Origin of the sequence: uncultured Pigmentiphaga sp., assembly GCF_937950555.1 — a bacterium.
GTDB lineage: Bacteria > Pseudomonadota > Gammaproteobacteria > Burkholderiales > Burkholderiaceae_B > Pigmentiphaga.
The window spans coordinates 612,684-626,017 of record NZ_CALFCW010000030.1 but is presented as its reverse complement, the minus strand read 5'-3'; the positions used below and the strand labels follow the sequence as shown (position 1 = coordinate 626,017).

General features: G+C 64.6%; 8 protein-coding genes. 4 read left to right on the top strand and 4 right to left on the bottom strand.

Going from position 1 to position 13,334, the window contains the following annotated elements; genetic code table 11:
- Positions 1 to 16: 16 nt before the first annotated feature.
- Entirely contained in the window at positions 17 to 973 is a 957-nt protein-coding gene (locus Q0319_RS09435; RefSeq protein WP_299451957.1) for a transposase, read from the bottom strand.
- A gap of 591 nt (positions 974 to 1,564) precedes the next feature.
- Here Q0319_RS09435 and Q0319_RS09430 point away from each other — a divergent pair.
- The 3 genes from Q0319_RS09430 to lpdA all read left to right on the top strand — a co-directional run bounded on the left by Q0319_RS09430 (position 1,565) and on the right by lpdA (position 7,186).
- The gene (locus Q0319_RS09430) at positions 1,565 to 4,432 is read left to right on the top strand and encodes a 2-oxoglutarate dehydrogenase E1 component (protein ID WP_296471022.1); all 2,868 of its coding nucleotides are present in this window, start codon (positions 1,565 to 1,567) and stop codon (positions 4,430 to 4,432) included.
- A gap of 89 nt (positions 4,433 to 4,521) precedes the next feature.
- A complete protein-coding gene (gene odhB / locus Q0319_RS09425; RefSeq protein ID WP_296469474.1) occupies positions 4,522 to 5,748 on the top strand; it encodes a 2-oxoglutarate dehydrogenase complex dihydrolipoyllysine-residue succinyltransferase in 1,227 nt (408 codons plus the stop codon).
- 13 nt (positions 5,749 to 5,761) lie between these two features.
- Positions 5,762 to 7,186 (top strand): dihydrolipoyl dehydrogenase, encoded by a 1,425-nt coding sequence (gene lpdA, locus Q0319_RS09420; protein WP_296469476.1) that lies wholly within the window; start codon positions 5,762 to 5,764, stop codon positions 7,184 to 7,186.
- Positions 7,187 to 7,306: 120 nt separating this feature from the next.
- Here lpdA and Q0319_RS09415 read toward each other — a convergent pair whose 3' ends face one another.
- The 3 genes from Q0319_RS09415 to Q0319_RS09405 form a co-directional block, all read right to left on the bottom strand.
- Positions 7,307 to 8,185 carry a FapA family protein gene (locus tag Q0319_RS09415; protein WP_296469479.1) on the bottom strand — a complete coding sequence of 293 codons (879 nt, stop codon included), beginning with the start codon at positions 8,183 to 8,185 and terminating at the stop codon, positions 7,307 to 7,309.
- Positions 8,186 to 8,661: 476 nt separating this feature from the next.
- Entirely contained in the window at positions 8,662 to 11,082 is a 2,421-nt protein-coding gene (ligD, locus tag Q0319_RS09410) for a DNA ligase D (protein ID WP_299451953.1), read from the bottom strand.
- Positions 11,083 to 11,103: 21 nt separating this feature from the next.
- Entirely contained in the window at positions 11,104 to 12,009 is a 906-nt protein-coding gene (locus Q0319_RS09405) for a Ku protein (protein ID WP_299451951.1), read from the bottom strand.
- 211 nt (positions 12,010 to 12,220) lie between these two features.
- Here Q0319_RS09405 and zapE point away from each other — a divergent pair, with 211 nt between their 5' ends.
- Entirely contained in the window at positions 12,221 to 13,315 is a 1,095-nt protein-coding gene (gene zapE / locus Q0319_RS09400) for a cell division protein ZapE (protein ID WP_299451949.1), read from the top strand.
- Positions 13,316 to 13,334: the final 19 nt, after the last annotated feature.

Below are 13,334 nucleotides of genomic sequence, written 5' to 3'. Positions count from 1 at the left end.
ACACTCTCCAGCAATTTCAGGCCTGTGCAAGCTGGTCATTCCATGGCCGCCCGCTTTTGACCATGGCATTCAGGATAATCAGCAGCTTGCGCATGCAGGCCACGATGGCCACCTTCTTCGGCTTGCCTGCCGCCAGCAGACGCTCATAGCAACGCCGTATCACGGCGTTGTGACGCATGGCGACGATGGCGGCCATGTACAAAGCGCTCCTGACCGCGGCACGTCCGCCGCAGATGAAGCGTTTGCCGCGGGCCTGGCCCGAGTCCCGGTTCATCGGAGCGACGCCTACCAGCGCAGAGATCTGCCTGTCCTTGAGCCGGCCAAGCTCTGGCAGCTCGGACATCAGCGTCGCAGCCGTTGCCGGACCAACCCCTTTGACGCTCTTGAGCAAGGCGGCCAGATCGGGCTGATGGTACGCCAAGTGTTCCGCAATCCTCCGATCCAGCGCTTCAAGCTGTCTCGACAGCACATCCATCAGTTCCACAATGTCCTGCACCACCTCGGCATGCGCCATGTGCTTGCGCTGGCGCTCACTGACCAGAAGGCGCACCAGTTGCCGGCGTCGAAGCACCAGTGCATGAAGGTATTGCTGCGCCTGGTCTGGCATCGGCTTGATGAAGCGGTCTCGATCCGGCCGCAGATTCAGCACCTGGGCCAGCTCAGCCAGCATGCGGGCATCCACGCTGTCGGTCTTGACTAGGCGCCCCATGGCCTTGGCGAAGTCCCGTGCCTGCCGAGGGTTGATGACGACGACAGCGAATCCCGCAGCTTGAAGTGCGCAGGCGCAGGCCAGTTGGTACTGTCCGGTCGCCTCCATCACGATCAGCGAGACCTGATGGTTTTTCAGCTCTTCGATCAACGCTTGATGCCCGGCACCATCGTTGCTGAATATGGCCGTAGGCTGCTCGTGCCCCATGGCTACATCCATGGTCTTCTTGGAGATGTCGATACCGACTGCAATTTGATTGGCCATGATCCCTGCGTCCCTTCCTTGCAAATGCGAACGGCGTTCACGCAACTGTTCGGGCTTTCAGAGATCGGGCGCATGCATGCGCCCAAGACTCACGCACGGGCTCCATGGGCACCGAGGGATGACGGGCTACATGCTGCGGCCAACCCCGAACCCTGACAGGTCCGGGCGTGACGGCACTGCCGGACACGCACTTCAAAGATACAAGGGAGGCATGTTCGCCGGTGTTGCGGCGCACATCCGAGGGTGCGTCCTGGCGGCAGGCGAAGCAGTCGTCCGGACCGCCGAATTTTGCTGCGGCGCAGGGAAAAACTGGGCACCTTGGCGCGCCGGAACCAATGGCGGCGTGGCCTGTCTTTTTGCCTGAAAGACGGCTCGCCATCCGTCGGTTAAACCGCACAATGGCGTGTTTTTTTCAAGCAGGAAAAGCCCCTAAGTGCTATGCTTTCAAGGTTTATTGATTTTTTCTGAGCGACCGCAAGGTTTCCATCAACCGCCTTCTGCACCCGCTATCCGCTATTCGGCCGAGCCGTGTCGCGGAAGGTACGTCCTGCATCGAACGGGTGAAACACCCGGAAAGGTGAAGCGTAAATCATGTCCAGCATCCAAGAATCCAGCACCTCGTATTTATTCGGGGGGAATGCGCCATACGTAGAGGAGCTCTACGAGGCCTACCTCGACAATCCGGGCTCCGTTCCCGACAACTGGCGCAATTATTTCGACCAGCTGCAACATACTCCGGCGGTTGACGGGCAAGAATCCACCCGCGACCAGGCGCATGCCCCGGTCATCGAGTCGTTCGCCCAACGCGCACGCGCGAACGCTTTCCTGCCGCGCGCCACGGAAACCAACCTGTCGGTAGCCAGCAAGCAGGTCCACGTCCAATCCATCATCGCCGCTTACCGCTACCTCGGCGCACGCTGGGCCGACCTCGATCCGCTGCAGCGCCAGGAGCGCCCGCACATTCCCGAGCTCGAGCCGAGCTTCTACGGGTTGACCGAGGCCGACATGGACCAGGTCTACTCCGCCACGAATACCTACTTCACGACCGCCGAGCACATGACGCTGCGCGAGATCGTGAAGGCGCTGCGCGATACGTATTGCCGCAGCATCGGCGTCGAGTTCATGCACGTCTCCGACCCGGCCATCAAGCGTTGGATCCAGCAGCGCCTCGAAAGCACGCTGGCCACGCCCAGCTTCACGGCTGACCAGAAGAAGCACATCCTCGAGCGCCTGACGGCCGCCGAGGGCCTGGAGCGCTACCTGCACACCAAGTACGTCGGCCAGAAGCGCTTCTCGCTGGAAGGCGGCGAAAGCTTCATCGCGGCCATCGACGAGCTCATCCAGCATGCCGGCGAGCGCGGCATCCAGGAAGTGGTCCTCGGCATGGCCCACCGCGGCCGCCTGAACGTCCTGGTCAACACCCTGGGCAAGATGCCCAAGGATTTGTTCGCCGAATTCGAAGGCAAGTACGACGACGGCGGCCTGACTGCGGGCGACGTCAAGTACCACAAGGGCTTCTCGAGCGACATCTCCACGCGCGGCGGCCCCGTCCACGTGTCGCTGGCCTTCAACCCCTCGCACCTGGAAATCGTGAACCCCGTGGTCGAGGGTAGTGCGCGTGCACGTCAAGAGCGTCGCGGCCCGGACGGCGGCAAGCAGGTCTTGCCGGTCCTGGTGCACGGCGACGCCGCCTTCATCGGCCAGGGCGTCGTGATGGAAACGCTGAACCTCGCGCAAACGCGCGGCTACGGCACGGGCGGCACGGTGCACCTGGTGATCAACAACCAGATCGGCTTCACGACCTCGGATCCCCGCGATGCGCGCTCGACGCTGTATTGCACGGACGTGGTCAAGATGATCGAAGCCCCCGTGCTGCACGTGAACGGCGACGATCCCGAAGCCGTGGTGTTTGCCACGCGCCTCGCGCTGGATTTCCGCGTCGAGTTCCAGAAAGACATCGTCGTCGACATCGTCTGCTTCCGCAAGCTGGGCCACAACGAGCAGGACACTCCCTCGCTGACGCAGCCGCTGATGTACAAGCGCATCGGCAAGCATCCCGGCACCCGCAAGCTGTATGCCGACAAGCTGGTCGTGCAGGGCGTCATCACCGAGGCCGAAGCCGACGAGTACGTCAAGCGCTACCGTGCCGCGCTGGACGAAGGCCGCCACACGGTCGATCCGGTCCTGACCAACTACAAGAACAAGTACGCCGTGGATTGGTCGCCCTTCCTGGGCCGCAAATGGACCGATGCCGCCGACACCGCCGTTCCGCAGGCCGAGCTCAAGCGCCTGGGCGAGCGCATCACGACGGTGCCTGAGGGCTTCAAGCTGCACCCCATCGTGGAGAAGGTGCTGGCCGACCGCCGCGCCATGGCGCGCGGTGAAATGAACGTCGACTGGGGCATGGCCGAGCACCTGGCCTTCGCGAGCCTGGTGGCTTCCGGTTATCCGGTCCGCCTCACCGGCCAGGACTCCGGGCGCGGCACCTTCACGCACCGCCACGCCGTGCTGCACGACCAAAACCGGGAGCGCTGGGATTCGGGCGTGTATGTCCCGCTGCAGAACGTCTCCGAAGCGCAGGCCCCGTTCCGCGTCATCGACTCGATCCTGTCCGAAGAAGCCGTCATGGGCTTCGAATACGGCTATTCGACCGCCGAGCCCAACTCGCTGGTCATCTGGGAAGCCCAGTTCGGCGACTTCGCCAACGGCGCCCAGGTCGTGATCGACCAATTCATCAGCTCCGGCGAAGCCAAGTGGGGCCGTCAGTCGGGCCTCGTGCTGATGCTTCCCCACGGTTACGAAGGGCAGGGCCCGGAACACTCGTCGGGCCGCATCGAGCGCTTCCTGCAGCTGTGCGCCGACAACAACATGCAAGTCGTGCAGCCGACCAACGCCGCGCAGATCTTCCACCTGCTGCGCCGCCAGATGATCCGGCAATTCCGCAAGCCGCTGATCATCTTCACGCCGAAGTCGCTGCTGCGCAACAAGGATGCCGCCTCGCCGCTGTCCGACCTGAGCAAGGGCGCCTTCCAGACGTTGATCGGCGAGGTCGACGAGTCCATCGACGCCGCCAAGGTCAAGCGCGTGCTGCTGTGCTCGGGCAAGGTGTACTACGACCTGGTCAACACCCGCAAAGACCGCGGGGCGAACGACGTGGCCATCGCCCGCATCGAGCAGCTGTATCCGTTCCCGCACAAGGCGCTCGCGGCCGAGCTCAAGAAGTATCCCGCCGCGACCGAAGTGGTCTGGGTGCAGGATGAGCCGCAGAACCAAGGACCGTGGTTCTACGTGCAGCATCACCTGTACGAGAACATGTCGGCCGGCCAGAAGCTCGGCTATGCCGGCCGTCCCGCTTCGGCTTCGCCTGCCGTCGGCTACTACTCCAAGCACATCGAGCAGCTCAAGGCGCTGCTGGACCAAGCGTTCGGCCGCATCAAGGGCTTCGTGCTGACCAAGTAAACCTTTTCCCGGGGCCGCGATGCGGCCCCGGCGTTCGGCCATGAGCGCCGAGCGACGAACGAACTCTCCCCATTTGCGGAATAACAGACATGGCAATCGTCGACGTTAAAGTCCCCCAATTTTCCGAATCGGTCTCGGAAGGCACGCTCCTGACTTGGAAGAAGAAGCCCGGTGAAGCGGTCGCTCGCGATGAGATCGTCATCGAAATCGAGACCGACAAGGTCGTGCTGGAGGTGCCCGCACCCGCCGACGGCGTGCTGGCCGAGATCGTCAAGGCCGACGGCAGCACCGTTGCGTCTGAAGAAGTGATCGCCAAGATCGATACCGAAGGCAAGGCCGCCGCTGCTGAAGCGCCGGCTGCAGCGCCCGCCGCCGCACCTGCGCCGGCCGCGGCCCCGGCTGCTGCCGCAGCACCCGCGGCCGCACCTGCTGCCTCGATTCCTTCTCCCGCCGCCGCCAAGCTGCTGGCCGAGCAAGGCATCGCGCCCGAGTCCGTGGCCGGTACCGGCCGCGGAGGCCGCATCACCAAGGGCGACGCGCTGGCCGCTGCCGAGAATCGTCCTGCCGCCAAGCCGGCAGTCCCCATCATCAATGACGCCACCACGCTGGTCAACGGCCGCCCCGAGCAGCGCGTGCCGATGAGCCGCCTGCGCGCCCGCATCGCCGAGCGCCTGCTGCAATCGCAGGCCGAAAACGCGATCCTGACCACGTTCAACGAGGTCAACATGCAGGCCGTGATGGACCTGCGCGCCAAGTACAAAGACAAGTTCGAGAAGGAACACGGCGTCAAGCTGGGCTTCATGTCCTTCTTCGTCAAGGCTGCCGTGGCCGCGCTCAAGCGCTATCCCATCCTGAACGCTTCGGTCGACGGCAAGGACATCGTCTACCACGGCTACTTCGACATCGGCATCGCCGTAGGCAGCCCGCGTGGCCTGGTCGTGCCCATCCTGCGCAATGCCGACCAGATGAGCCTGGCCGACATCGAGAAGAAGATCGCCGAATTCGGCCAGAAGGCCAAGGACGGCAAGCTCAGCATTGAAGAGCTGACCGGCGGCACCTTCTCGATCTCCAACGGCGGCGTATTCGGCTCCATGCTGTCCACGCCCATCATCAACCCGCCGCAATCGGCCATCTTGGGCGTGCACGCCACGAAGGAGCGGCCCGTCGTGGAAAACGGCCAGATCGTCATCCGTCCCATCAACTACCTGGCCCTGTCGTACGACCACCGCATCATCGACGGCCGCGAGGCCGTGCTGGGCCTGGTCGCCATGAAGGAAGCCCTGGAAGATCCGCAGCGCCTGCTGCTGGACATCTAAGGAGCACGGAATCATGGCGAAACAATTCGACGTCGTCGTCATCGGTGCCGGCCCTGGCGGATACATCGCGGCCATCCGCGCGGCCCAGCTGGGCATGTCGGTGGCATGCATCGACGCCTGGAGCAACGCCAAGGGCGGACCGGCCCCGGGCGGAACCTGCACCAACGTTGGCTGCATCCCGTCCAAGGCCTTGCTGCAGTCGTCCGAGTACTACGAGCACGCCGGCCATCACTTCGCCGACCACGGCATCGAGGTCAAGGGCCTCGGCCTGGACTTGGCCAAGCTGCTGGCGCGCAAGGATACCGTCGTCAAGCAGAACAACGATGGCATCCTGTTCCTGTTCAAGAAGAACAAGGTCACGTTCTTCCACGGCACCGGCTCGTTCTCCGGCCAGGTGGACGGCGGCTGGTCGGTCAAGGTCTCCGGCCCGTCCGAGGAAGAACTCGTGGCCAAGCACGTGATCGTGGCGACGGGCTCGAGCCCCCGCGCGCTGCCCAACCTTCCGTTCGACGAGAAGCAAGTCCTGTCCAATGACGGCGCGCTGTCCATCGGTAGCGTACCCAAGCGCCTGGGCGTCATCGGCGCCGGCGTGATCGGACTGGAACTGGGCAGCGTCTGGCGCCGCCTGGGCGCGGAAGTCACCATTCTGGAGGCCATGCCCAACTTCCTGCCGGCGGCCGACGAGCAGATCGCCAAGGAAGCGCTGAAGGTCCTGACCAAACAGGGCCTGAAGATCAACCTGGGCGTGAAGATCGGCGAGGTCAAGACCGGCAAGACCGTGACGGTTTCCTACACGGACGCCGCCGGCGCCGAGCAGTCGCTGGTCGTCGACAAGTTGATCGTGTCGATCGGCCGCCTGCCGAACACCCAAGGCCTGAACGCCGAAGGCGTGGGCCTGAAGTTGGACGAGCGGGGCTTCATCGTCGTCGACGACGAATGCCGCACCGGCCTGCCCAACGTCTGGGCCATCGGGGACGTGGTGCGCGGGCCCATGCTGGCGCACAAGGCGGAAGAAGAGGGCGTGGCCGTGGCCGAGCGCATCGCCGGCCAGCACGGGCACGTCAACTTCGACACCATCCCGTCGGTCATCTACACCTCGCCCGAGATTTCCTGGGTGGGCAAGACCGAACAGGCGCTCAAGAACGAGGGCCGTGCCTACAAGGCCGGTACCTTCCCGTTCCTGGCCAATGGCCGCGCGCGTGCGCTCGGCGACACCACGGGCATGGTCAAGGTGCTCGCCGATGCCAAGACGGACGAGATCCTCGGCGTCCACATCATCGGCCCGCAGGCCTCCGAACTGATCTCGGAATGCGTCGTCGCCATGGAGTTCCGCGCGGCGTCGGAAGACATCGCACGGATCTGCCATGCGCACCCGTCGCTGTCCGAGGCGGTCAAGGAAGCCGCCCTGGCCGTGGATAAGCGCGCGTTGAACTTCTGACGAACGCCCAGGAGCGGAGGCGGCGACGATATGCCGCCTCGCCATCCACCGCACAACGGCCTCGCCTAGCGAGGCCGTTTTTTTATCCCCGGCCGGGTGACCCGGGCTAGTGCGATGGTGTCAGCCCGAGGCCGGACCCGCGTCATCCCAGTGGCCGCTGACCAGTGCTTCGGGCCGGCGTGCGGCCGTGACGCGTGCGCTGCAGGGCCAGGCGTCACGCCTGACGAGCAGGCCGGCATAGATCCCGTAGCCCGCCCCGCAGCGTATCTCTCCCGCCGCCTCGATGCCTTCTCCCGCGCGGATCGCCCCCTGGGCGGAAATGTCTGCGCCGGCCTTGAGCCCCCATCCGGCCTCGATGTGGTTTCCGGCCTCGATGAGGCCTCCGGCTAGGATTCCCTGGGAAACGAACAGATCGTGCGCGGCGATGACATCGCCGCCTGCCTTGATGCTGCGGCCGCAATGCAGGGAGCGGCCCGCATGGACGCTTCCGTCGGCGTGCAGCATTCCCCGGACAGACAGGGCATGGCCGGCGTAAACGTCCCATTTGGCCCGGCAGGCGCCGCCCGCCTCGAGATCGGTTTCGGCGCGTATGCCCCAGCCGGCGGATATGTCGCCTGCTGCGCGGATGTGCCCGCCGCTGCTGAGGTTGCCGTCCGCGTCGATGTCGCCGCCGGCGACGATGCCCGTGCCAGCCCGCACGCCGCCGCTCGTGCGTAAGTCGCGGCCCGTGCGCACGATGGTATCGACATTGATGCCGTGGCGCACCTCGAGCGTGCCGGCAAAGACGATGGCGTGGGCGTCGATCGCATCGACCTGCAGGACCAGGTCGACCGGGCCGAATTGATCGAGCAACCAGCAGGCATCGTCGATGCGGCCGTCGGCGACGAGCGCATCCAGCAGGGCTTGGTAATCTCCCTGGCCTTGATGGCGGCGGATGAACCAGCGGTAGCCGCCGGCGCAGGGATTCTTGGCTTTGACGAAATTCTTGGTGAGTTCCATGAACCATCCAGCAAAACGAGCGACAGGGCGCGACCTCGCGTTGGCGGGGGGCGTGCCGTGATGGCGCGAGACCGCGCATCGCAGGGAAGGGCGGTCGTGGGCCTCGAAGATGGGGATGGGCGCGAAGGGCTCGCGCCGGAAGGGGCATTAGCCGGGTTTGGATCGCGCGTAGGCGGAACGAGCCGCCACTTCCTGGGCGTCGAGGAAGGTGGCGCGCAAGGGCCGGGAATAGGGGCAGGGAAAGAAATCGCCGTGCATCGCGGGGCCTGACGCCACGCGCCAAAGGCGAGGGGCCGTCAACAAAGGACTGTGGCAGGTACGGCGGGCAATCGACGCGGACACGGGGCTACACGGCATTCCCGCCCGGCAGGAGGCGGGAGCGGGACACGAAGAATCGTTCGAACGCCGTCGGGACACGGCAGGCGTCCCAGCGATCCTACCAGTTGTGCAAAATGCGTCAAGCCGCCCACGGGCGGCTAAACATCCTCCTTAGGATCGAAATCCATGCGCCGCATCGCATCGACCAGCGAAGTGCGCGTACGCTCGTAATCGGCCCACGGCCGGTTGCCCGTTGCCAGTCGCTCGCCCAGGACATACAGCGTCCAGTGTCCGGAACCGGTAAGGGTATCGAGCTCGTCCCAGGCCACGGGCACCGAGACCGGCAGGCCGGGACGTGCGCGCACCGACCAGGCGCATACGGTCGTGGCGCCGAAGCCGTTGCGCAGATAGTCGATGAAAATCTTGCCTACCCGATTGCGCGGCCCGCTCTTGGCAACGAAGTGACGGGGAAGTGCTTCGGCCAGGTGGCGCACGATGGCACGTGAGAACGCCTTGACGGTATCCCAGTCGTAGTGGGGCCGCAGCGGCACGATGACGTGCATTCCTTTGCCGCCGCTAGTCTTGAGAAACGCCGGCAATCCCAGCTCCTGGAGAAATGCGTGGACGAGATGCGTTCCCTCCCGGATCCGCGCCCAGCTCACGCCTTCTCCGGGATCCAGGTCAAACGTCATGCGATCCGGCGTGCCGATGGCGCGGTCCGTCCCGTTCCAGGTGTGCAGTTCGATGGTATTCATCTGGACCGCCGACAGCAGCCCTTGGAGATCGTCTATCTTCATCAGCGGCGCATGGCCGGGATCCAGTTCCTGAGGCAGGCGCACCACGCCAGGCAGCGATGCCTTATCGGCATGCTTTTGGAAGAACAATTCGCCGCCTATGCCGTCAGGCGCACGGACCAAGGCCACCGGGCGGTCTCGCAAATGCGGCAGCAGCAGGGGCGACATGGCGGCATAGCACTGGATGAGCTGCAGCTTGGTGATGCCGCTTTGCTTGTCGATTACGCGCCCCGGATGGGTCACGCGGAAAGAGGAGGGCAGTCCGTTGCTTTGCATGCTGTCCGACTCCTTGGGGGGAGACGCTGGCCGCTCCCGCATGACAGCATTCGCCGGTTTATCGGAGCGCAGCCCGCGGAATACCCCATGGCGGATATGGCCGCTCGCGGTCCACTCTGCAAAGGAGACTTCGGCCAGGAGCTCCGGGCGGACCCAACGCGACTTCCGCAGCCCGGCAAGATTGCGCTGAAACGGAGAACGGGGCGCGTGCAACTCGTCCAGGCGCTGCCGCAGGGAGACGAGCGTGCGTTGGTCGAAGCCGGACCCCACGTTGCCTGCGTAGCGTAGCTGGCCGTCGTCGTCATACACCCCGAGCAGAAGCGCCCCGAAGCCCGCTCGCGTGCCCTTGGGATCGGTGTAGCCGCCGATGACAAACTCCTGCCGATTCTGGCACTTGAGCTTGATCCAGTCGGCGGATCTTCCCGACCGGTAGCCGGCGTCCTTGCGTTTACCGATCACGCCCTCGAACCCCAGCCTGCAGGCCGAGGCGACCAGGTCGCGCGGCGCGGCCTCGAAGGCTTCGCTGAAACGCACGTACTCGCCGTCCGAGCCGCGAAGCAGGTTCTCCAGCGTGGCGCGGCGCTCGGTCAACGGCAACGTCCTCAAGTCGCGCCCTGCATAGAACGGGATGTCGAACACGTAATAAACAACGCCGCGCGCAGCACCCGATTCGAACGCGTTCTGCAATGCCTGGAAACTCGGGATTCCGTGTTCGTCGGGCGCCACGATTTCGCCGTCCAACCAGGCATCGGCGAGCCGCATCGCAACCAAGGCGTCGCGCAGCTCCCGCAGCTTATTCGTCCAATCCTTCCCCGTACGGGTGAAGAGCGAGACTTCTCCGTTTTCTATGCGGGCCAGCAATCGATAGCCGTCGAACTTCAGCTCGTATTGCCACCGCGCGTGCTCGCGCGGCGCCTCGTTCACCAACGTAGCGAGCTGGGGAGCCAGGCGAGGGGGCAGCGCATCGTAGGCCGGGACTGAGGAAGACGCCTCCTCGGCCTCGGCCTGCGGTCCGGAAACCGCATAGGCGTCTTTCTCCTTGATCAGCAGCCAGCTGGGTTGCTTGTCGGCCGTGCGCATGCGTACCAGGGCCCACCGGCCACGAAGCCTGGCACCGCGCAACTCGAACTTGAGTTTGCCCGCGCGATAGCCTTTTCGGGGATCCTCCAAGGGGATCCAGGTTCCGGCGTCCCAGATCGCGACCTCGCCCGCGCCGTAATGCCCCTTCGGGATGCGGCCTTCGAAACTACCGTAGGAAAGCGGGTGGTCTTCCACCTGTACCGCCATGCGCTTGACCTCCGGATCCAGGCTGGGCCCCTTGGGCACGGCCCAGCTCTTGAGGGTGCCATCCAACTCCAGCCGGAAGTCATAATGGAGCCGCCGCGCGGCGTGCCGCTGGACGACGAAGCTCAACGCCTGCCCCGGCCGCGTGCCGCCCTCGCTCGGTTCCGGGGTGTGCGCAAAGTCGCGCTTGTCACGGTAGGCGCGCAGGTTGTCGCGCTTGGCCATGGCGCGCGTTTCCTGGGCCGACTAGGCGCTGCGCTTGCTCTTTCCGCCGCGCGCGGAGCCGCCGCGGGTGGGGGAGGGTTTCTTGTTTTTCTCCAGGCTGCGTTTGAGCAGCTCGGTCAGGTCCACGATGTCGGCGGTGGGTCGGGCTTCCTCCATGGATTCAATCGATGTGACGGCTTCGGTTTCGTCCGCTTCGATCTTGGTCTGCACCAATTGCAGGATTTTCTCCTTGAATTCGTCGCGGTATCGCTCCGGATCCCACTCGCCGGCCATGTCTTCGATCAGCTGCACCGCCATTTTCATCTCGCGGGGCGAGATGCCTTCGGCCCGGGGGCCCTCCTCGGGCAGGTCCAGGTTTTCCCAGGAACGGATCTCGTCCGCCCAGCGCAGCAGATTCAATACCAGCCCTGGGCCGGCTGGCACCAGCGCCGCCAAGTGCTGCTTGGTCTGGATCACGACGCGGGCGATGCCGATCCTGCCCGTCTGGAACAGCGCCTCCCGGAGCAAGGCGTAGACTTTGGCGCCTTTCCCCAGCGGGGCGAGATAGTAGGGACGTTCCAGGTAAATGAAGGGAATCTGTCCGGCCGGGACGAAGGTCTCGATTTCTATGGTCTGGGTGGACTCCGGATACGCGCCGCGGATCTCGTCGTCGGACAGGACCACGTAGCGGCCGTCTTCGTAGGCTATTCCCTTGACGATGTTCTCGCGGGAGATTTCCCTGCCGGTACGCTTGTTGATGCGCTTGTAGCCGACGCGATCCATGCTGCGCTTGTCCAGCCAATCGAAGTCAAGCTCGCTTTCCTGCGTGGCGGTATAAAGCCCCACGGGAATGTGGACCAGCCCGAAGCTAATGGCGCCTTTCCAGAGTGTGCGTGCCGTGGCCATGGCCGTCCCCTTCGCGTCTCGCGGAATGTCATGTTCCAGCATATCCGACTCCAAGCCGGGAGCGGTGACATCCTGCGACGAACTGGTAGCAGACTGTTATCGGCGGCCTTGCGCCCGCTGGGAAGGGCTGCGAATTGTCACCGTTCGGCCCGCGGGCCGACGTCCGGTTGCCGCCTGAGGGCGGAAGGCAGGGGCGCTCAGGCGGCCGGGCCGGCGCTAGACGTATACTTTCGACTTTTGCCGACCGTAGGTAATGAACGTTCGCGAATACTACGAGCACGCCATCGCCGAGCGCGGGTTCAAGCCCGACGCCGCGCAACGTGCCGCCATAGACCGCCTGCAGCGCTACTACGACGAATGGGTGGAGTTCAAATCGCTGCGGTCGAACGTGCTCAAGCGCCTGCTCAACCGGCCCGGCGTGCCTCGCGGCGTCTATATGTGGGGCGGGGTAGGCCGCGGCAAGAGCTTCCTGATGGATGCCTTCTACGCGACGGTCCCGGTCGTGCGCAAGACACGCCTGCACTTCCACGAATTCATGCGTGGCGTGCACCGCGAGCTCGACGAGGTCAAGGGCATGCCCGACCCGCTGGACGAGGTCGCGCGGCGCATTTCCCGCCGCTACCGGCTCATCTGCTTCGACGAGTTCCACGTCTCGGACGTGGCCGACGCGATGATCTTGTACCGGCTGCTGCTCGCGCTGTTCAACAATGGCACGTCTTTCGTCATGACGTCCAACTACGAGCCGTCCACGCTGTACCCGGAAGGCCTGCACCGCGACCGCATCCTGCCAGCCATCGAGCTGATCAAGGAAAAAATGGACGTGCTCAACGTCGACTCCGGCATCGACTATCGCCGCCGCGCCTTGGAGCAAGTCCAGATCTACCACAGTCCGCTCGGGCCCCAAGCGGATGCGGCGCTCGAAAAGGCCTTCGATGCCCTGGCCGATACGCCGCCCATTGAACCGCCTGTGCTGTCTATCGAAAACCGGCAGATCAGGGCGCGCAAGCTGAGCGGCACCGTGGTCTGGTTCGATTTCGCCACGCTATGTGGCGGACCGCGGTCGCAGAACGATTATCTGGAGCTGGCCAGCCGCTTCCACGCCGTGATTCTCTCGGACGTGCCGGCGATGGGACCGCGCCAAGCCTCGGAAGCGAGGCGCTTTACCTGGCTGGTGGACGTCTTTTACGACCACAAGATCAAATTGATCATGTCGGCCGCCTGCGAACCCGAGGAGCTTTACACGCAGGGCGCGCTGGCGAACGAATTCCACCGCACGGTATCGCGGATACTCGAGATGCAGTCGAAGGAGTACTTGGATGCGGAACGGCGAGAAACCGTGAGCTTGTAGGGAATTCCGGCGCCCCGCC